The following is a 21,156-nucleotide window of genomic DNA, read 5'->3' as shown; positions in this document are numbered from 1 at the left end:
ATGATGGCTGGAGAGAGCAAGGGCCGGACGGCGGCGGTTCGCATATGGCGCAATGCGCGCCTGGCGACTTTTGCCGAAGGGGCGGCAGGGCAGGGCGTCGTCGAAAAGGGCGCCATCGCCGCGCGTGACGGCATCATCGTCCATGCCGGCGCCGAAGCCGATATTCCGGCGGCGTTCGAGCGGCATGCCGACATCGTCGATTGCGAGGGCCGCTGGATCACGCCCGGCCTGATTGACTGCCACACCCATCTCGTCCATGCCGGCAACCGCGCCAACGAGTTCGAGATGCGGCTGGCCGGCGCCACCTATGAGGAGGTCGCCAGGGCCGGCGGCGGCATCGTCTCGTCGGTCAGGGCTTTGCGTGCCGCGGGCGAGGACGAACTGGTCGCCCAGACACTGCCGCGTCTCGATGCGCTGATCGCCGAGGGCGCTACCACCGTCGAGGTCAAGTCCGGCTATGGGCTTGACCTGGAAAACGAGAAAAAGTCGCTGCGGGCAGCGCGCCGTTTGGGCGCCGAGCGCCCGGTGACGATCCGCACGACTTTCCTCGGCGCCCATGCCTTGCCGCCGGAAGCCAAGGGCGACAAGGACGCCTTTATCGATCTCATCACCGCCACGATTCTGCCGGCCATCGCTGCCGACGGGCTTGCTGACGCCGTCGATGGCTTCTGCGAAGGCATTGCCTTCTCAGTCGACCAGATGGCACGGGTTTTCGACGCCGCCAAGGCGCTTGGCTTGCCGGTAAAACTCCATGCCGACCAATTGTCGAACTTGCACGGCGCCGAACTCGCGGCGCGCTATGGCGCGCTGTCGGCCGACCATCTCGAATACACCGATGAGGCAGGCGCGGCGGCAATGGCCGCATCGGGCAGCGTGGCGACGATCCTGCCCGGCGCCTATTATTTTATTCGCGAGACGAAGAAACCTCCGGTCGAATTATTCCGCAGGCATGGCGTTAAGATGGCCGTCGCCACCGACAACAATCCCGGCACCTCGCCGCTGACGTCGTTGCTGCTGACCATGAACATGGCGGCGACCTTGTTCGGCATGACGGTCGATGAATGCCTCGCGGGCGTGACCCGCGAAGCCGCCCGCGCGCTGGGTCTGCTCGGGCAGGCTGGCACGCTGGAGGCGGGCAAGTCCGCCGATCTAGCGATCTGGAGCATCGAGCGCCCTGCCGAACTCGTCTACCGCATGGGCTTCAACCCCTTGCGCGCGCGCATCTGGAGAGGACAATGACCGAACTCGTACTGAAACCCGGCAACGTGACCCTGGCCGACTGGCGCGCCATCTATCGCGGCGCCGTGCCCAGGCTCGACGATGCCTGCCGGCCAAAGATCAGGGCGAGTGCGGAAGCTGTCGCACGCATCGTCGCCAAGGGCGAGCCGGTCTATGGCATCAACACCGGTTTCGGCAAACTGGCCAGCGTCCGCATTCCTGCCCAGGATCTCGAAACGCTCCAGCGGAACATCGTGCTCTCGCACGCCGCCGGCGTCGGCGAGCCGATGCCGGTCGCTGTTTGCAGGCTGATGATGGCCTTGAAGCTTGCCAGCCTGGCGCAAGGCGCCTCAGGCGTGCGGTCGCGCACCATCGAACTGCTGGAAGCGATGCTGGCCAACGATGTCATCCCGGTGGTGCCGGCACAAGGTTCGGTCGGCGCCTCCGGCGATCTTGCGCCGCTGTCGCACATGACGGCCGTGATGATCGGCGTCGGAGAATGCTTCACCCCGCATGGCCGCTTCCCGGCCAAGGTCGCCTTCGTCTCGCATGGACTGGAGCCAGTCATCCTCGGCGCCAAGGAAGGGCTGGCGCTGCTTAACGGCACGCAATTCTCGACCGCCTACGCGCTGGCGGGCCTGTTCGAGGCCGAAATTCTCTATCAGTCGGCACTGGTCGCGGGTGCATTGTCCACCGATGCCGCCAGGGGCTCGGACGCCCCCTTCGATCCGCGCATCCATCTCTTGAGGAAGCATCGCGGCCAGATCGAGACGGCGGATGCGCTGCGCAGCCTGATGGCCGGCAGCGCCATCCGCGAATCGCACCGTGTCGGCGACGAGCGCGTGCAGGATCCATACTGCCTGCGCTGTCAGCCGCAGGTGATGGGGGCAGCTCTGGACGTGTTGCGCAAGGCGGCCGACACGCTCGGCACGGAAGCCAATGGCGTCACCGACAATCCCTTGATCTTCGCCGAGGACGACACCGCCTTGTCGGGCGGCAATTTCCACGCCGAGCCGGTGGCTTTCGCAGCCGACATGATCGCACTCGCCGTCTGCGAGATCGGCTCGCTGTCGGAGCGCCGCATCGCCATGCTGGTCGACCCGGCGCTGTCGGGCATGCCGGCCTTTTTGACGCCGAAGCCGGGCCTGAACTCCGGTTTCATGATCCCGCAGGTGACGGCGGCGGCGCTGGTTTCCGAAAACAAGCAGAAGGCTTATCCAGCAAGTGTCGATTCGATCCCGACCTCGGCCAACCAGGAGGATCACGTCTCGATGGCCGCGCACGGTGCGCGCCGGCTGATCGGCATGGTCGAGAACGCCACGGCCGTCATCGGCATCGAGTTGCTGGCCGCGACCCAGGGCTGCGATTTCCACGCGCCGCTCGCTTCCAGCGCCGCACTCGAAGCGGTGCGCAAAGTGGTCAGGGCCGAGGTGCCGCATCTCGACAGTGACCGGCATTTCCATCCGGACATGGAAAAGGCGATCGCCATGGTGCGAAGCGGCGCGACCGTGAAGGCGGCGAGCGCGGTGGCGCTGCCGGGGATTGCCTCATGAGAGTGCTTGGCATCATAGGTCGCGTTCCTTCGCATCCCAGCCGTAGAGCTCCAACTTGCGGAGATCTCGCATGACACCTCCTTGGCTGACGGTAAAACAAGGCACCGCACCGCTACTGGTTTCCATGCCGCACACCGGCATCGATCTCGCCGGTCTCGACAACCGGCTGGTATCGAGCTGGCTTGGCCAGCGCGACTGCGACTGGTGGATCGACAAGCTCTATGATTTCGCCGCCGGTCTTGGCGCCACCGTCGTGCACACCGCCATCTCGCGCACCGTCATCGACGTCAATCGCGATCCGTCCGGCGCCTCGCTCTACCCTGGTCAGGCGACGACCGGCCTCTGCCCGACCGAAACCTTCGATGGCGATCCGCTCTACCGTACAGGCGAGGAACCGGGACCGTCGGAGATCGACGAGCGCCGCCGAAAATTCTTCATGCCCTATCATGCCGCGCTCCAGGCCGAGATCGACCGGCTGCGGGGATTGCATGGCAAAATCGTCCTGTATGACTGCCACTCGATCCGCTCTGTGCTGCCGCGCCTGTTCGATGGCACGCTGCCGGTCTTCAATCTCGGCACCAATGACGGCAGGAGCACGGATCCGGCGCTGCAGGAAAAGGTCGCCGGGATCCTGGCCGAGACCGGCGAGACCTTCGTGGTCAACGGCCGCTTCAAGGGCGGGTGGATCACCCGCCATTTCGGCCAGCCGCAAAACGGCGTCCATGCGCTGCAGATGGAACTGTCCAACCGCGGCTATATGCGCGAGCCCGAAGGCAAGGGCACGCCCGACAACTGGCCGGTGCCTTACGACGCCGCCTTCGCCGCGCCGATCCGCACCACGCTGACATCCATCCTCGAGACCGCGATTTCGTGGGTCGAGAGCTGACGCCTCGCCGCGCTCATCTGAAAGGGAAGTGACGACATGACCGATCCTCGCCGCAACATCCGCGAAGTGCGCAGCCCCCGTGGCGACAAGCTCAACGCCAGGTATTGGACGACCGAAGCGCCGCTGCGCATGCTGATGAACAATCTCGATCCCGATGTCGCCGAAAATCCCAACGAACTGGTGGTTTATGGCGGCATCGGCCGGGCGGCGCGCACCTGGAATGATTTCGACCGCATCGCCGCTTCGCTGAAGACGCTTGGTGAGGACGAGACGCTGCTGGTGCAGTCCGGCAAGCCGGTCGGCGTCTTCCGCACCCATCCCGATGCGCCGCGCGTTTTGATCGCCAACTCCAATCTGGTGCCGCATTGGGCGACCTGGGAGAAATTCAACGAGCTCGATAGGAAAGGCCTGATGATGTACGGCCAGATGACGGCCGGCTCGTGGATCTATATCGGCACGCAAGGCATCGTGCAGGGCACCTACGAGACCTTCGTCGAGGCCGGCCGCCAGCACTATGGCGGCGATCTCAGGGGCAAATGGATCCTGACTGGCGGCCTCGGCGGCATGGGGGGCGCCCAGCCTCTCGCGGCCGTCATGGCCGGCGCCTGCTGCCTGGCCGTCGAATGCGATCCCGACCGCATCGATTTCCGGCTGCGCACCCGCTATGTCGACGAGCGGGCCGATACGCTTGACGAGGCGCTGGAGAAGATCGCGCGCTGGACCAGGGCAGGCGAGGCAAAGTCGGTCGGCCTGGTCGGCAATACCGCCGATATCGTGCCCGAGCTGGTGCGGCGCGGCGTGCGCCCCGACATGGTCACGGACCAGACCTCGGCGCACGATCCGTTGAACGGCTATCTGCCCAAGGGCTGGACGCTCGCCGAGTGGCGCGAGAAGCGCACGTCCGACCCGAAAGCAGTCGAGAAAGCCGCCCGCGCCTCGATGCGCGAGCATGTCGAGGCGATGGTGGCCTTCTGGAACGCCGGCGTGCCGACGCTCGACTACGGCAACAACATCCGCCAGGTGGCGAAGGAAGAAGGGTTCGAGAACGCCTTTGCCTTTCCAGGCTTCGTGCCGGCCTATATCCGCCCGCTGTTTTGCCGTGGCATCGGCCCGTTCCGCTGGGCGGCCCTTTCCGGCGATCCGGAGGACATCTACAAGACCGACGCCAAAGTGCGCGAACTGACGCCCGGCAATACGCATCTGCACAATTGGCTGGACATGGCGCGCGAGCGCATCGCTTTCCAGGGCTTGCCGGCGCGCATCTGCTGGGTCGGCCTCGGCGACCGCCACCGGCTGGGCCTGGCCTTCAACGAGATGGTCGCCAAAGGCGAACTCAGGGCGCCTGTCGTCATCGGCCGCGACCATCTCGATTCCGGCTCGGTCGCCTCGCCGAACCGCGAGACGGAGGCGATGAAGGACGGCTCGGACGCGGTGTCCGACTGGCCGCTGCTCAACGCTTTGCTCAACACCGCGTCGGGCGCCACCTGGGTGTCGCTGCACCATGGCGGCGGCGTCGGGATGGGCTTTTCCCAGCATGCCGGCATGGTCATCGTCGCCGACGGCACGGCTGAGGCCGCCAGGCGCCTGGAGCGGGTGCTGTGGAACGACCCGGCGACCGGTGTCATGCGTCACGCCGACGCCGGCTACGACATCGCCATCGACTGCGCCAGGGAGCACCAGCTCAACTTGCCGGGCATCCTGGGCTAACGGGCCGACGATGCGCGTCCTGCGGGCAGCCGGATACAAATCGATGCCATGGAAGAACGGCGGCGGCGTGACGACGGAAATCGCCGTCTCGCCGGCCGATGCCGGGCTCGACGCCTTCGACTGGCGTGTCTCGATGGCCCGCGTCGAGAGCGGCGGGCCGTTCTCCAGCTTTGCCGGCATCGACCGCACGCTGTCGGTGCTGGAGGGCGAAGGGATCGTTCTTGATGTCGCCGCCCAGCCGCCGGCGCGCCTGACCGCCGCTTCAGCCCCGTTTTCCTTTCCGGCCGACCGGCCGACCGGCGCCGAACTGATCGCCGGCCCGATCACCGATCTCAACGTAATGACCCGTCGCGGCCGCATGAGGCATTCCGTCGAGCGTCTCGTGATTTCGGCCCCTGCGGAAATCGGGACTGAAAGCCGCGCGACCCTCGTCCTGTGCCTGGGTGGGGAAGTCGTGGTTTCCGCCGCTGAGCCTGTTCGCCTTGGCCATCTCGACGCGCTCCTGACTGCCTCAGCCACAACTGGCCTGCGCATCCAGCCGATCGACGACACGACAGTATTCGTGGTCCGGATCGATTGCATTCGAGCCAACGATTAACGCTTGTTTCCAAACATGATCGCGATGCCGGCGAAATATAGGGTAAGCTCCAGCCGGGATCACGAAAAAGCCTGAATCCTTTCCGTCGATCGGTCTCGGCGGGAGTGAGAGGCGTTCGTCTTTGAAACGGTCGAAAAGACGATGCCTTGTCGTGGTGCGGAAACAATTTTCGGCAAAAGCTGGGCATGCAACCAATTGCATTTGAATCGGTTTTAGGGCCATTGCCGTGGCGGTGACGCCGCTGAGTGCCCGCTTACGGAATTTTCAATGAATATTCAGACGAATCCAGCACAGATCGAAAAGACCAGCGCGAGCTTCCCGCCCATCACGGAAGAACCGATAAGATCCATTTTCCTGCCGGAGGAACGCCTTCGGCTGCTCGGTGAAAGCCTGGCCAAGGGCGATCTCGCGGATCTGTTCGGCCTGACACCGTTCGATTTCCAGGCCCGCATCCGCGACAGCGCCAAGAAGATCCTCGAAGTCTACCGTTCGACCAACGCCGCGCAGGCGAGGGGCGAGACCATCACGCCCGCGGCGCAATGGCTGCTCGACAACAACTATCTGGTCGAGGAAACCATTTTCCAGGTCAAGCGCGACCTGCCGCGCCGCTTCTATCGTCAACTGCCGACGCTGAAGCTGCCCGAGGGCGGCGGCGTGCCGCGCGCGCTGGCGCTGGCCTGGACCTATGTGGCGCATTCCGACAGTTCCGTCTCCGCGACCATGTTCAAGGCCATCGTCCAGGGCTTCCAGTCGGTCGAGCCGCTGAAGATCGGCGAACTCTGGGCGCTGCCGTCGTTGTTGCGCTTCGTTCTGATCGAAAATCTTCGCCGCCTGGCGGTCAGGGTCAACCGCACCCGGCAGATGCGGCAGATCGCCAATGATGTCGCCGACAAGGTGCTGGCGACCGACGATACCCGCGACCGGCAAGCGATCCTGGCCAATTTCAGCGCGCATGCTCAGGACACCACCTTCGCCACGCAACTGCTCTATCGCTTGCGCGACGGCTCGCAGAATGCAGGCAAGGCGCTGGAGTGGCTGGAAGGCGAACTCGAGAAGACCGGCTCGGACGCCGAGGAAATCATCATTTCCGAGCATCATACGCTGTCCAGCGGCAATGTGACGACCGGCAACATCATACGCGGCCTGCGGCTCATCAACGATATCGACTGGACGGTGTGGTTCGAGGGCGTCAGCCGTATCGACACGGTGCTGCGCGAGCGCACCGACTTCGCCGCGCTCGATTTCTTCTCGCGTGACCAGTACCGGACCGCGATCGAAGAGCTGGCCCGCCGCTCGAATCTCTCGGAATATCGCGTCGCCGAAAAGGCGATCGAACTGGCCGGCCAGATCACCAACGAAAATGCATCCGCCGCCGATGGCGCAGATGGCCTTGCGGCTCCTATCGCGGACACGGATGTCGGTTTTTTCCTTGTCGGGCCACGCCGGCTGGAGCTGGAAAAGGCGATCGGCTACCGGCCGACCGTCAGTCAGACGGTCAAGCGCACCTTTGCCAAGACCGGATGGCTGGGCATCGTCCTGCCGGTCTTTGCGCTGACCGTGCTGCTGCTGGTGGTTTCCGGCAATGCCCTTGCCAATCTCGGTCTGTCAGTGCCTTCGATCGTCTTGATGCTGGCGCTGTTTGCCGTGCCGGCCAGCGAAGGCGCGCTCGCTTTCTTCAACACCGTCGTCTCGCTGTTCCTCAAACCGACGCGCCTTATCGGCTATGACTACAGGCACGGCGTGCCGTCCGAGGCACGCACGCTGGTGGTGGTGCCGTCGCTGATCGGCTCGCGCGACGACGTCGAGGAAAACATCCGCAACATCGAGGTGCATTACCTCGCCAATCTCGCGGACGAGATCCACTTCGCCCTGCTGTCGGACTGGCCCGACAGCAAGACCGAGATCGACGCGGCCGACACCGAGATCCTCGAATTCACCCGTGGCGAGATCGCTCGCCTCAACGCCCGCTATCCCGCCGAAGGCGCACCGCGCTTTTATCTCCTGCACCGCCGCCGGCTCTACAATGCCGCGCAGGGATGCTGGATGGGCTGGGAGCGCAAACGCGGCAAGCTGCACGAGCTTGATCTGCTGCTGCGCGGCGACAGCGACACCACCTTCCTGCCGCTCGACGTGCCGCTGCCGGAAAAGGTCGTTCATGTAATGACGCTCGACGCCGACACGCGCACCACCCGCGACGCGGTCGCCACGCTTGTCGGCAAGCTCTGCCATCCGCTCAACCGGCCGCATTTCGATGCCACCAGGCGCGTCGTCACCTCGGGCTACACGATCCTGCAGCCGCGCATCACCGCCTCGCTGACCAGCGGCGACGAGGCGTCGTTCTTCCAACGGGTCTTCTCGGCCAATCGCGGCCTCGATCCTTATGTCTTTGCGGTGTCCGACCTGTACCAGGACGTCTTCGGCGACGGTTCCTTCACCGGCAAGGGCCTCTACCACGTCGATGCCTTCGAGGCCGCGTTGCAGGGCCGCATCGAGGAAAACACCATCCTCAGCCACGATCTGCTCGAAGGCGCGCTGGCGCGTTCTGCGCTCGTCACCGACGTCGAACTGGTCGAGGATTACCCGACCCGCTATTCGGTCGACGCCTCGCGCCACCATCGCTGGGCGCGCGGCGATTGGCAGCTCCTGGGCTTCATCCTCGATCCGCGCTCCGGCGTCCCGGCGCTGTCGCGTTGGAAGATGGTCGACAATCTGCGCCGCTCGCTGACGCCGATCTTCTGGGTGATGGCGGCGATCGCCGGCTGGACGCTGCTGCCCTTCACGCAGGCCGCGCAGTGGCAGGCATTGCTGATCCTCAGCCTGTTCATGGCGCCCACTTTCGACGTCGTCAACGCCATACTGCCCAAGAGCGGTGATCAGACGCCGCGCGGTCATTTCTCCGCGCTGGCGCGCGACGTGGCCTTCGGCACCGCCATGGTGGCCTTGAAGATCGTGCTGATGGCTCATAACGCCTGGATGATGGGCGACGCCATCGTGCGCACGCTCTACCGGCTCTTCGTCTCCCGGCAGAACCTGCTGGAATGGCGCACGGCCTCGCAAGCGCACAAGGCCGGCGAGAACGACATCGGCTCCTACTACGGCATGATGTACGGCGCCGTGATCATCGGCTTCGTCGGCCTCGCCATTCCGGTGCTGGCCGATTCCACCGGCGCCTTCGTCGCCTTTTTCTTCGCTCTGTTCTGGATCGGCTCCCCGGCGATCGCCAGCTGGATCAGCCGCTCGGCCGAGACCGAGGACCGGCTGCGCATCTCGCAGGCTGACATCCATGCGCTGCGCACCGTGGCGCGCCGCACCTGGCACTATTTCGAAACCTTCGTCACGGCGGAGCACCATCATCTGCCGCCGGACAATTTCCAGGAGAGCCCGGCGCCGGTGGTCGCGCCGCGCACCTCGCCGACCAATATCGGCGTCTATCTCCTGTCGGTCGTCTCGGCCCGCGATTTCGGCTGGATCAGCCTGTCCGACGCCATAACCCGCATCGACGCGACGATGACTACCATCGAAAGCATGCCGCGCAACCGCGGCCATCTCTTCAACTGGTACGACACCACCACACTGAAGCCGCTCTATCCGCTCTACATCTCGGCTGTCGACAGCGGCAATCTCGCCGGCCATCTGGTGGCGGTGGCGGCGGCCTGCGCCGAATGGGCCGAGGCGCCGTCCGTTCATCTCCAGGGCGATTTCGAGGGCATCCTCGACACAGTGACCATCCTCGGCGAGAGCCTGGATGAGCTGCCCGACGATCGCCGTCAACTGCGTCCCTTGCGCCAGCGCCTGGCCGACCGCCTCGACGGCATGCGGCGCGCCGTCGACACCATCAAGGCGCAGCCGGAAATGGCCTCGATCCGTACCATCAATTTGGCTGTGCTGGCCGGCGAGATCCGCAAGCTCGCCACCGCCATCCATACCGAGGCGGCATCGCCGCAGAGCGACGTCATCGTCGACTGGGCGGCCAGACTCGAAGCCACCTGCGAGGCGCATGTCCACGACGCCCACAGCGACGACAGCGCCGTCGAGGCGCTGCGGGCCAAGCTGCTCACCTTGCGCGAGCGCACGCGCCGCTTCGCCTTCGAGATGGAGTTCTCGTTCCTGATGCGGCCGGAGCGCAAGCTGTTGTCGATCGGCTACCGGGTCGAGGAGCACCAGCTCGACGAGAGCTGCTACGATCTTCTGGCCTCCGAGGCGCGGCTGACCAGCCTGTTCGCCATCGCCAAGGGCGACCTGCCGACCGAGCATTGGTTCCGGCTTGGCCGGCCGATCGTAGAAATCGGCTTCCAGGGCGCGCTGATGTCCTGGTCCGGCTCGATGTTCGAGTATCTGATGCCGCCGCTGGTGATGAAGGAACCGCAAGGATCGATTCTCAACCAGACCAGCAAGCTGATCATCAAGCGCCAGATCCAGTATGGCCGCCAGAAGAATGTGCCCTGGGGCATTTCGGAAGCGGCCTACAACGCCCGCGACCGCGAGCTGACCTACCAGTACACCAATTTCGGCGTGCCCGGTCTCGGGCTGAAGCGTGGTCTTGGCCAGAACACGGTGATCGCGCCTTACGCCACCGTGCTGGCCGCGCAATTCAACCCGCGCGAAGCGGTGCAGAACCTAGCGCGACTGCGGGAGCTCGGCGCGCTTGGCCGCCATGGTTACTACGACGCGGTCGATTTCACGCCGCAGCGCGTGCCGGAAGGCACCGATCACGTCGTCGTGCAGAACTACATGGCCCACCATTCCGGTATGTCGATCGCGGCGGTCGCCGATGCCATTTTCGAGGGTCGCCTGCGCGACCGTTTCCACAGCGATCCGGTCATTGAGTCGGCCGAACTTCTGCTCCAGGAGAGGGCGCCGCGCGACATCCCGACTGCGACCGTCAGGACCGAGGCGGACGAACGGGCGAAGGACGAGACCGAAACCGAGAGTCCCGACACCCGCATCGTGCTCGATCCTGTGCGGGCACTGCGTTCGACCAATGTGATGTCGAACGGCCGCTATTCGGTGATGGTCACCGCGACAGGCTCCGGCTACAGCCGGTGGGGCGATCTGTCCGTCACGCGCTGGCAACCGGATCCGACCGAGGACCGGCTCGGCTCCTACATCTTCCTGCGCGACGCCGGCACTGGTGATTGGTGGTCGGCGACGGCGGAGCCCAAGCGCGCCGCCGAGGAGCGCACCCAGACACTGTTCTCCGACGACAAGGCGAGCTTCGTCAAACTGGTCGGCACGCTGCGCTCCGAGGTCGAATGCATCGTCATCTCGGAAGGCAACGGCGAAGGCCGGCGCGTGACGCTGTTCAACGAGGGACCGACCGACCGTCACATCGAAGTGACCTCCTTCGCGGAGCTGGTGCTGGGGCTGGAGGTATCCGACAATGCCCATCCCGCCTTCTCGAAAATGTTCGTGGAGACCGAAATTGCCCCAAACAATGGGGCGATCTTCGCCACGCGGCGCAAGCGCGAGACCAGCGAGCCAGACGTGACGATGGTGCATTTCGTCACCGACCCGTCCGGCCCGGCGCGCGACGCCGAAGCCGAGACCGACAGGCGCGCCTTCATCGGCCGTGGCCGCACCATCGTCGACGCTGCGGCTTTCGATCCGGGCGCCCGGCTTGGCGGCCATTCCGGCTTCACCCTCGATCCCGTCGCCTCGCTGCGCCGCCAGGTGCGCGTGCCCGCCAACAAGAAGATATCGCTGACCTTCTGGACAGTCGTCGGTTCCAATCGCGCGGAGCTGGAGGAGGCCATTGCCCGGCTCGACCACCCGGAGAGCTTTGCCCGCCAGGCCATGCTCGCCTGGACGCGCAGCCAGGTGCAGACCCGGCATCTCGGCCTCAGCCTGGCCGACGCCGCCAACGTACAGAAGCTGGCGCGCTATCTGATCTATCCGGATCCGTTCCTGCGCCTGCCGGCTGAATCCATCGCTTCGGGACTGGGCAAGCAGTCGAGCCTGTGGCCGACCAGCATCTCGGGCGATTTCCCGATCTTCCTGGTCAGGATCGGCGACGTCGCCGATCTCGAAATCGTCGCGCAGGCGCTGCGTTTCCAGGAGTACATGCGCACCCGTGGCATGATGATCGATTTCGTCGTCGTCAACGAGCAGGCTTCGTCCTATGTGCAGGACCTGCAGCGGGCGGTCGAATCCCTGTGCGAGAACAGCCGCTTGCGCGGCAAGGAGCTCGGACCGCGCCAGCACATATTCGCCGTGCGCCGCGACTTGATGGACGAGACCACCTACAAGACGCTGCTCGCGGTTGCCCGCGTGGTTCTGCACACGCGCAACGGCACCATCTTCGATCAGATCGAGCGGGCCGAGGTGGCCGCCTTGCAGGCGCGCGATGCCCAGCAGCCGGCGGCATTGCCCGAATTGGCGTCCATGACGCATTCTTTTGGCTCGCAGGCCCTGGCGGCGGACGGGCACGGGCTCAGCCAATGGAACGGGTTCGGTGGTTTCGAGGGCGACGGGCGGCATTATGTCGTGCGCCTGGCCGGCCGCAGCACCACGCCCCAACCCTGGATCAATGTTATTTCCAACGCCTCGTTCGGCTTCCACGTCTCCGCCGAAGGCGCTGCCTTCACCTGGAGCCGCAACAGCCGCGACTACCAGCTGACGCCGTGGTCGAACGATCCGGTTTCGAACCGGCCCGGTGAGGGCATCTATATCTATGATCACGCCAGTGGCCGGGCATTCTCGCCGCTCGCCGCCGTGGTGCGCGATCCGTCGATGACTTACGAGACGTGGCACGGCCAAGGGTTCTCCACCTTCCGGTCGAAGCGCGGCTCATTGTCGATGGACCTCACCCATATCGTCGACCCGGTCGACCCGGTGAAGATTTCCCGCCTGCGCATCCAGAATGCCGGCCCGTCGCCGGCCAGACTGCGCGTCTATGCCTATGCCGAATGGGTGCTGGGCGGACATCGCTCGCGCACGGCGGCGACCATCGTTCCATCGCGCGATGCCGCCACCGGCGCCTTGCTGGCACAGAACCCCTACGGGCTCGATTTCGGCGAGCGCGTCGCCTTCCTCGCCGCCGATGATGGCGTGCATTCGGTGACAGCAGACCGGACCGAATTCCTGGGCCGGCACGGCACCAGCGAATTTCCGCAGGCGGTGCTGAGCGGCGCGGGATTGTCAGGCCGCGTGGAGGCCGGCGACGATCCCTGCGCGGCAATCGCCCGCGACATCGATGTCCCGGCCGGCGGCGACGTCACGCTGTTCTGGCTGCTCGGGGATGCCGGCTCGGCCGCGGAAGCGAGCGCCCTGGTGCGCAAGCATCGGGGCAGGGATTTCGACCAGCGTCTGGCCGACAACGAGCGCGAGTGGCGCGGCTTCCTCGACACCATCCAGGTCGAAACGCCTGACAAGGCGCTCGACGCCATGGTCAACCACTGGCTGCCCTACCAGAGCCTCGCCTGCCGCATCCGCGCCCGCTCTGCCTTCTATCAGGCCAGTGGCGCCTTCGGCTTCCGCGACCAGTTGCAGGACACGCTGGCTCTGCTGGCGCACGATCCCAAACTGGCGCGAGACCAGATCCTCAACGCGGCGCGTCGGCAGTTCCCTGAAGGCGACGTGCAGCATTGGTGGCTGCCGCGCACCGGAGCGGGCGTGCGTACGCTGATCTCCGACGACGTGGTCTGGCTCGCCCATGCCACCGCGCGCTACCTGCTGGTGACGGGTGACGCCACCATCCTGAAGGAGCAACTGCCCTTCATCGATGGACAGCCGCTGGGCGAGGGCGAGCACGATGCCTTCTTCACGCCCGAAATTTCGAAAAAAACGGCGTCCCTCTACGAGCATTGCGCGCGTGCGCTCGATCTTGCCGTTGCGCGCAGCAGTCCCGCCGGGCTGCCGCTGATCCTCGGCGGGGACTGGAATGACGGCATGAACCGCGTCGGCGAGCAAGGCAAGGGCGAGAGCGTCTGGCTCGGATGGTTCCTGCTGCGGACGCTGGGCGACTTCGCCGCCGTGGCCAAGACCGAGGGTGATGCCAAGCACGCGCAGGCCTGGGCAAAGCATGCCGACGCGCTGAAACGCGCGCTGGAGAGCACGGCGTGGGACGGCGAATGGTATCGGCGCGGCAGTTTTGACGATGGCACGCCGCTCGGTTCGCGCTCATCCCAGGAGTGCAGGATCGACTCCATCGCCCAGTCGTGGAGCGTGCTCTCGGGCGAGGGCGATCCGGCGCGTTCGACGACGGCGATGCAGCAGGCGACCAAGCTGCTCGTCGACGACGAACTCAAGATCCTCAAGCTGTTTACGCCGCCCTTTTCGAAGACGAAGAAGGATCCGGGCTACATCAAGAGCTATCCGCCGGGCGTTCGCGAGAATGGCGGCCAGTATACCCATGCCGCTACCTGGTTCGTCATCGCGCTGGCCGAAATGGGGCTGAACGACGAGGCCTATCGCTGCTTCTCGATGCTGAACCCGGTCAACCACGCCTTGGACGAGGCCTCGGCCGAACGCTACCGCGTCGAGCCCTACGTGGTTGCGGCCGATATCTACGCCGGTGACGGCAATGCCAGCGACAACAAGGGCGGCCGCGGCGGCTGGACGTGGTACACGGGCTCGGCGGGCTGGCTGTACCGGGCGGCGGTCGAAGGCATTCTCGGCATCGAGCGGCGTGGGAAGCAGATCACGTTTAGGCCGAAACTGCCCAGCCATTGGGATGGCTACGCCGCCACGCTCAAAATGCTGGGGGCCGAAATCACGGTGCGTGTCGTCCGCGACAAAAAGACCAAGTCGATCTCGCTTGAAGTTGATGGTTCGAAGACGAAATCCGCGTCTTTCCAACCGAAGGCTGGTAGCAAGGTCGAAGTTGTCGTGAAGATACCTTCGTAAAATCAACAGTTTCAACCCTATCGCGCGCATTCTCCGGAATGCGCGGGATAGTCTTTTGACTATTTGCAGATCTCCGCTTCGGCAGCCGGCGCACCCGGTCGGGCCATGCCGGGCAAGTTCCCCGTGATTAAAAATGCGGCAGCGCTCAGCGGCTGCCATGATTTTGCCGCAAGGCTGACATTTCACCTTTTATCTCAACCCGTTAGGTGATCACGTGAGATTTCGCATCGTCGTCATCTTTTGTTCGCTAAACGGGAACGGAAGGGATAGACGGGCATTGTTTTGCGACGCGTTAACCGATACGTGTCAAGAAATGGTGCGGTGCACAATAAATGTTTTGGCGGAGTAGCTGAAGTGTCCCTTCTGCAAATCTACTGGCGAGCGCTCGGTTATTTGGCAGCTGACAGGAAACGCGTGGCGCTGATCTGCTCAGCCAATGTCGCGCTGGCCATCATCGCCATCCTGGAGCCGATCATGTTCGGTCGCGTGATCGACGCGATTTCCGCACATGGCTCCGTCTTTTCGACGCTCGCCCTCTGGGCTGGTCTCGGTGCCTTCAACATCATCGCGTTCGTTCTTGTGGCGCGCGGCGCCGACCGCTTCGCCCACGCCCGGCGCAGCGAAGTGCTCTGCGACTCCTTCGAGCGCGTCATCACCATGCCGCTCGCCTGGCATCACCAGCGCGGCACGTCCAATTCCCTGCACACGCTGCTGCGTGCCGTGGAGACCTTGTTCAGCCTCTGGCTCGAATTCATGCGCCAGCATCTGTCCACCGCCGTCGCGCTGTTCCTGCTGATCCCGACCGCGCTCAGCATGGACGTGCGCATGTCGATGGTGCTGCTGGCCCTCGGCGTGCTCTATGTCGGCATCGGCCGGCTGGTGATGAAGCGGACCAAGGCGGGCCAGGCCGCCGTGGAGCGCCACTATCATACCGTATTCGCCCATGTGACGGACTCAGTCAGCAACGTCGCGGTTTTGCAGAGCTACAACCGCCTCGGCCATGAGGCCGATACGCTGCGCCGCTATGTCAAGAACCTGCTCGATGCGCAGAACCCTGTGCTCGACTGGTGGGCCATGGCCAATGCGCTGCATCGCCTGTCGTCGACGATTTCGATGATGGTGGTGCTTTTGATCGGCGCCTATCTGGTCACCCACGGCCAGCTGCGCATCGGCGACGTCATCGCCTTCACCGGTTTTGCAACGCTGCTGATCGCCCGTCTCGACCAGATGTCGGCATTCGCCAACCAGATTTCGGAGGCTCGCGCCAAGCTCGAGGATTTCTACCATCTCGAGGACTCGGCGGCCGACGCCGCCGAACCGGACGGGCTGCGCGATCTCACCAACGTAACCGGCCATGTCCGTTTCGAGAATGTCGGCTTCGAATTCGCCAATTCGGGGCAGGGCATCCACGACGTCTCCTTCGAGGTCCAGGCGGGCCAGACCGTAGCCATCGTTGGGCCGACCGGCGCCGGCAAGACCACGCTCATCAATCTTTTGCAGCGCGTCTTCTCGCCGTCCACCGGCCGTATCCTGATCGACGGCATCGACACCCGCACTGTGACCCGCAAGTCGCTGCGCCATTCGATCGCCACCGTGTTCCAGGATGCGGGCCTGCTCAACCGCTCGATCGAGGACAACATCCGCGTCGGCCGCTCCGATGCGACCAACGACGAGATCCATGCCGCCGCCGACGCGGCTGCCGCACAGGACTTCATCCTGGCCAAGAGCAATGGCTACGACACGGTGGTCGGCGAACGCGGCGGCCAGTTGTCCGGCGGCGAGCGCCAGCGCATCGCCATTGCCCGCGCCGTGCTGAAGGATGCTCCGATCCTGGTATTGGATGAGGCGACCAGCGCGCTCGACGTCGAGACGGAAGACCGTGTTAAGGAAGCGATCGACGAATTGCGCCGCGACCGCACCACCTTCATCATTGCCCACCGCCTGACCACCGTCCGCGACGCCGACCTGGTCGTGTTCATGGACAAGGGCAGGGTGGTCGAAATGGGTGGGTTCGCCGAGCTGTCGCTGCGCAACGGCCGTTTCGCCAGCCTGCTGCGCGCCGGCGGCCTGCTCAACGACGAAGAGGTCCGCCGCCTCAGCCGCTCGATACAGGGCGAGGCCGCCTGAGCGGGTTCTTTTACCTCCCCCTCGTGGGAAGGTCGGACCGAAGATCCGGTCGGGGAGCGCCGCCGTCCCCACCCCGCTGCTTCGCAGCGACCCTCCCCACAAAAGGGGAGGTGACAAAGCCTGCGACACTCCCTCGATTGCCCCAGGCGCATAGCCGGGCTATTTAAAGCGGCATGAGCGACAGCACTTCACGCCTGAGCGGCTGGACCGATCTTGCCAACCCGACACGGTTCGTGGCGCTTGCCGACCGGGTGGTGCCGTGGCTGGCGACGATTGCGGCGCTGACCCTTGCCGCCGGGCTCTATATGAGCTTCACCGCGCCCGAGGACTTCCAGCAAGGCATCACTGTCCGCATCATGTACATCCATGTGCCTTTCGCCTGGCTGGCCATGATGTGCTACACGCTGATGGCGCTCTCGGCGCTCGGCACATTGGTCTGGCGCCATCCCCTGGCCGATGTCGCACTGAAATCGGCGGCCCCTATAGGTGCCGTCTTCACCGCCCTGGCGCTGGTCACCGGTTCGATCTGGGGCAAGCCGATGTGGGGCACCTGGTGGGTGTGGGACGCGCGGCTGACTTCGGTGTTTGTGCTGTTCCTGATGTATCTCGGCATCATCGCGCTGACCCGCGCTCTCGATGACGCCGGCCGCGCCGCCTGGGCCGCCGCCGTCATCACGCTGGTCGGCTTCATCAACATCCCGATCATAAAATTCTCGGTCGATTGGTGGAACACGCTGCATCAGCCGGCCTCGGTGTTCCGCATGGGCGGATCGACCATCGACCCCTCGATGCTGTGGCCGCTGCTGGTGATGGCCATCGGCTTCACGGTGCTGTTCTTCGCGCTGCACCTGATGGCGATGCGCACCGAAATCCGCCGGCGGAGGGTGATTGCGATGCGCAGGGTCGCGGCCCGGCAGGCTGAGCGTCAGCCGGCTTGAATCACCCGCTCCTGGCGAAAGAAGTCATCCCATCAGCCCGCGCGCTGCGACCGGCAAGGTTTCCAGCACCGTCTCGCCGTCGATCAAATTGACCTCGTTGAACAGGTTGGTGACCACGCAGCAATGATCGGGCACCACGCGCACGCGCTCGCCGATGCGAAGCTTGCCATCGCCCGACAGCGTGACCGTGCCGTGTTCTTCGCTCAAGCCCGTCACCCGCGCTCCCGCAACGCCCAACAACTCGCCGAAATCGGCGAGCCCCAGCGTGTCGCTCGACAGCGCCTTGCTGCCGGCGTCGAGAATGGCACGTGTCCGCGTCGGATGGCTGACCACGGTCGACAGCACGCTCAGCGCGCAATCGTCGAGGCTACCGACGCCCTTGGCGACCTGGTAGCGGTCGAGATAGATGTAGGTGCCGGGCCGGTATTCCGTGACGACGCTGTCTTCGCCCGACCGCCACATGTCAGGCGTGCCGCCGCTGGAGATGCGCGCGCAGGCAAGGCCGCAGGCGGCAAGCGCCTGCCTTGCGTCGGCGAGCCAGGCCTCGGCCTCCGCCGCACGGCCCGCGGCCGGGTAGGTCATCAGCCCGCCGAAGGCGAGGCCCTTGGCCGTGCCGATCTGTCTTGCCAGCCCAACCGCTTCACCAGCCGTCTGCACGCCGCAGCGCCCCATGCCGGTGTCGCATTCGACCAGCACTGGCAGGGGATGGCCGGCATCGGTGAAGGTGGCGGCCAGCCCTTCGATCGTCTCCACGCTGTCCGCCGTCACCGACAAGGTTACGCGCATGTGCAGCGCCTTCAGCCGCTCCAGCTTGGCGCGGCCAAGGATGTTGTAGGGGAGAAAAATGTCGGTCAGCCCGGCATTGGCCATCACCTCGGCCTCGCCGATCTTCTGGCAGGTGATGCCGACCGCGCCCGCGGCGACCTGCTTCTTGGCCCAATAGGGCAGCTTATGGGTCTTGATGTGCGGCCTGAGCTTCAACCCGTGGCGGTCGGCATGCGCTTGCGCGCGGGCAATATTGGCTTCGGCGCGCGCTGCGTCGATCAGGATCGATGGCGTATCGAGGTCGTGAATGGTCGGCATCATCTGTCGCCCTGTGGAATCGCAGCGGTTATGGCCCTGAAACCGCCTTATGTCACGCGGCCAGCCGAGCGGATCCATGGTTCCATGCGGCCACGCCGCAAGCCGGGGCGAGGCAATACGGATCGACACCGCATCGGCGTTCGGCTATGCGATTTATCGGAAAAGTCGACACGAGGACCACGATCATGAAACGCTCCGCCATCAACGACATCATCCGCGAAGCCGACGCTTTCATCCGCTCGTTCGGCTACATCATGCCGCCCTTCGCCTACTGGTCGCCGGAAGAGATGAAGGCGCGCCAGGTCGATTCCTCGGCCATCTTCACCTCGCGGCTCGGCTGGGACATCACCGACTACGGCCAGGAAAAATTCAAGGAGCTTGGCCTGTTCCTGTTCACAGTGCGCAACGGCCGCTACGAGGACATGAAGAAGGGCATGGGCATGCTCTATGCCGAGAAGATCATGATTTCGCGCAAGGACCAGCTCTCGCCGATGCACCGCCACAACATCAAGGCCGAGGACATCATCAACCGTGGCGGCGGCAAGCTGGTGCTGGAACTGTTCATGCACGACCGCGACGGCGGCATCGATCCCAAGGCTGAGGTGTCGGTGCCTGTCGACGGAACCATCCACCGGTTGCCGGCGGGCGGGCTGCTGAAGCTCGATCCGGGCCAGAGCGTCACGCTGCTGCCCGGCGTCTGGCATGCCTTCTGGGCCGAAGACAAGGACGTACTGATCGGCGAGGTGTCGACGGTCAATGACGATCTCACCGACAATGTGTTTCGCGAGCCGATCGGCCGCTTCTCCAACATCGACGAGGACGTCGCCCCGGTGCACCTGCTGGTATCCGACTATGAGAAGTGGCTGGGATAAATCAGGCGCGAATTGAGGCGCCGACTGGCTGACGGCAAGGCTGGCAGCGGCTCGATGGCAGCAGCCAAGTCGAAAGTGGGTCGCCCCCGGTTGCCGCTACGGCGATCCCTGGTCGATCGATCCCACCGCTTCGCCGGTGAAGATGACCTTCGTGCCTTCTTGCACTTCGGAGGCGAGGTCTTCGGCGTCCCAATTGGTCAGCCTGATGCAGCCATGCGAGAAGGTTTTCCCGATCTTGCTCGGGTCCGGTGTCCCGTGAATTCCGTAACTTTCGATGGATAAATCGATCCACACCGATCCTACCGGATTGTTTGGCCCGGCAGCGATCGTGAAGGGCCGTTTGGTCCTCACCCCCTTGAAGGCGAAGTCGGGATCGTAGTGATAGGTGGGGTTGTGCACCACGCGTTTGACCTCTGCCTGGCCGCTCGGCGCCGGCTTCTCCTGGCTGCCGATCGAGGCGGGGTACAAAGCAAGCACTTTGCCGGACGGGTCGAGCACGCGAAGCTGGCGCGCGCCCTTGTCGACCTCGATGTCAGCAACACCCGCGGGCGGATCGCCTCGGGTGACGGCCGGCACCAGCACCTTTTGCCCCGCTTTCCTGAAGCGGACGCCAGGGTTGAGCCGTTGAAGCAACTGTTGGCTGACGTGGAAGCGCTCCGCTATTTTTTCCGCCGCGTTGTGGTAGCCGAGCCTGCGCAGGCGGGCCATTCTCTCCATGCGCGCCGGAATTCGCCTGGTAAACGGTCCGCGCACATCCTTGCGCGTCAGCTCGTACGTCTCGAGCACCGGGCTCGGGGAGGTCGCGACCAGCTTGTCCCAGGTCTCGCGGGTGAGCTTGCCATCGGCGGGCAGCCCGTTGGCCGCCTGAAACGCCCGGATCGCCTTGGCGAAGTTCTCTGCTGCGCGGCCGTCGATCAGGCCCGGCGAGAAGCGCGCGCGATCCAGAAGGATCTGTGCCTTCAGCACGGTCGCACTGACGCCTTTTGCTTCGCTGTCGTCGAATTGCGCGTTGTTGACGGTTGCGACATCCAGCTTTGCCGCCGCTGCGTCGCATGCCATGGCGAGCACAACAGCCGCGACGAGAAGGAGCCTGGTCATCGACGTCACACTCCTGCATGAGCACCTGCTTCTATGACGTCGCAGGGCCGATCTGGTTCCATTCCCCCTGCACTTGAGCCGCGATCACCGACTGCCCGTATGCGAATACGGATCGGGACGTCCGGCGGTCGCGCGGATGCATGTGATGATAGGCTCAACTGATGATAGGCTCAACGGCAGCAGCTCGGCGCCGGCTGCACGCTCGTCCCGCACAGGCATGACGAGCTGATCG

General features: G+C 64.7%; 11 protein-coding genes. 9 read left to right on the top strand and 2 right to left on the bottom strand.

The annotated features are described in order from the left end of the window. Positions 1-3 precede the first annotated feature (3 nt). The 8 genes from hutI to LB533_RS09390 all read left to right on the top strand — a co-directional run bounded on the left by hutI (position 4) and on the right by LB533_RS09390 (position 17,871). Positions 4-1,239, top strand: coding sequence for an imidazolonepropionase (gene hutI, locus LB533_RS09425; protein WP_140637759.1), 1,236 nt, complete (start codon positions 4-6; stop codon positions 1,237-1,239). Continuing rightward, positions 1,236-2,771 (top strand): histidine ammonia-lyase, encoded by a 1,536-nt coding sequence (gene hutH / locus LB533_RS09420; RefSeq protein ID WP_224677068.1) that lies wholly within the window; start codon positions 1,236-1,238, stop codon positions 2,769-2,771. The genes hutI and hutH overlap by 4 nt, the downstream gene beginning before the upstream one ends. A gap of 70 nt (positions 2,772-2,841) precedes the next feature. Beyond that, positions 2,842-3,657, top strand: coding sequence for an N-formylglutamate deformylase (gene hutG / locus LB533_RS09415; protein WP_224677067.1), 816 nt, complete (start codon positions 2,842-2,844; stop codon positions 3,655-3,657). 36 nt (positions 3,658-3,693) lie between these two features. Further along, the gene (gene hutU, locus LB533_RS09410) at positions 3,694-5,364 is read left to right on the top strand and encodes a urocanate hydratase (RefSeq protein ID WP_224677066.1); all 1,671 of its coding nucleotides are present in this window, start codon (positions 3,694-3,696) and stop codon (positions 5,362-5,364) included. Positions 5,365-5,374: 10 nt separating this feature from the next. Continuing rightward, positions 5,375-5,962, top strand: coding sequence for a HutD family protein (locus LB533_RS09405; RefSeq protein WP_224677065.1), 588 nt, complete (start codon positions 5,375-5,377; stop codon positions 5,960-5,962). 267 nt (positions 5,963-6,229) lie between these two features. Continuing rightward, positions 6,230-14,806, top strand: coding sequence for a GH36-type glycosyl hydrolase domain-containing protein (locus tag LB533_RS09400; RefSeq protein WP_224677064.1), 8,577 nt, complete (start codon positions 6,230-6,232; stop codon positions 14,804-14,806). Positions 14,807-15,160: 354 nt separating this feature from the next. Then, positions 15,161-16,933: a glucan ABC transporter ATP-binding protein/ permease gene (locus tag LB533_RS09395; protein WP_140521731.1), complete on the top strand. Its 1,773-nt coding sequence runs from the start codon at positions 15,161-15,163 to the stop codon at positions 16,931-16,933. Positions 16,934-17,106: 173 nt separating this feature from the next. Continuing rightward, positions 17,107-17,871 carry a heme ABC transporter permease gene (locus LB533_RS09390; protein ID WP_224677063.1) on the top strand — a complete coding sequence of 255 codons (765 nt, stop codon included), beginning with the start codon at positions 17,107-17,109 and terminating at the stop codon, positions 17,869-17,871. Positions 17,872-17,895: 24 nt separating this feature from the next. Here LB533_RS09390 and LB533_RS09385 read toward each other — a convergent pair whose 3' ends face one another. After that, the gene (locus LB533_RS09385; RefSeq protein WP_181169273.1) at positions 17,896-18,954 is read right to left on the bottom strand and encodes a D-TA family PLP-dependent enzyme; all 1,059 of its coding nucleotides are present in this window, start codon (positions 18,952-18,954) and stop codon (positions 17,896-17,898) included. A gap of 185 nt (positions 18,955-19,139) precedes the next feature. Between LB533_RS09385 and LB533_RS09380 the strand changes: the two genes are divergently transcribed. Then, positions 19,140-19,826 (top strand): D-lyxose/D-mannose family sugar isomerase, encoded by a 687-nt coding sequence (locus tag LB533_RS09380; protein WP_140637767.1) that lies wholly within the window; start codon positions 19,140-19,142, stop codon positions 19,824-19,826. Positions 19,827-19,922: 96 nt separating this feature from the next. On the opposite strand, the gene LB533_RS09375 is transcribed toward LB533_RS09380, so the two are convergent. Next, positions 19,923-20,924: a L,D-transpeptidase gene (locus tag LB533_RS09375; RefSeq protein WP_140637768.1), complete on the bottom strand. Its 1,002-nt coding sequence runs from the start codon at positions 20,922-20,924 to the stop codon at positions 19,923-19,925. Between the last annotated feature and the right edge of the window lie 232 nt (positions 20,925-21,156).

The organism is Mesorhizobium sp. BR1-1-13, assembly GCF_020165515.1.
In the GTDB taxonomy this organism is placed as follows: domain Bacteria; phylum Pseudomonadota; class Alphaproteobacteria; order Rhizobiales; family Rhizobiaceae; genus Mesorhizobium.
The sequence above is the reverse complement of the archived record's forward strand: the minus strand, read 5'-3'. Positions and strand labels throughout refer to the sequence as shown.

Coding starts and splice junctions, on each gene's coding strand:
- LB533_RS09375 (WP_140637768.1), bottom strand. CDS start 20,924: ATGACCAGGCTCCTTCTCGTCGCGGCTGTTGTGCTCGCCATGGCATGC.
- LB533_RS09380 (WP_140637767.1), top strand. CDS start 19,140: ATGAAACGCTCCGCCATCAACGACATCATCCGCGAAGCCGACGCTTTC.
- LB533_RS09405 (WP_224677065.1), top strand. CDS start 5,375: ATGCGCGTCCTGCGGGCAGCCGGATACAAATCGATGCCATGGAAGAAC.
- LB533_RS09385 (WP_181169273.1), bottom strand. CDS start 18,954: ATGCCGACCATTCACGACCTCGATACGCCATCGATCCTGATCGACGCA.
- LB533_RS09400 (WP_224677064.1), top strand. CDS start 6,230: ATGAATATTCAGACGAATCCAGCACAGATCGAAAAGACCAGCGCGAGC.
- LB533_RS09390 (WP_224677063.1), top strand. CDS start 17,107: ATGAGCGACAGCACTTCACGCCTGAGCGGCTGGACCGATCTTGCCAAC.
- hutG (WP_224677067.1), top strand. CDS start 2,842: ATGACACCTCCTTGGCTGACGGTAAAACAAGGCACCGCACCGCTACTG.
- hutI (WP_140637759.1), top strand. CDS start 4: ATGGCTGGAGAGAGCAAGGGCCGGACGGCGGCGGTTCGCATATGGCGC.
- hutH (WP_224677068.1), top strand. CDS start 1,236: ATGACCGAACTCGTACTGAAACCCGGCAACGTGACCCTGGCCGACTGG.
- hutU (WP_224677066.1), top strand. CDS start 3,694: ATGACCGATCCTCGCCGCAACATCCGCGAAGTGCGCAGCCCCCGTGGC.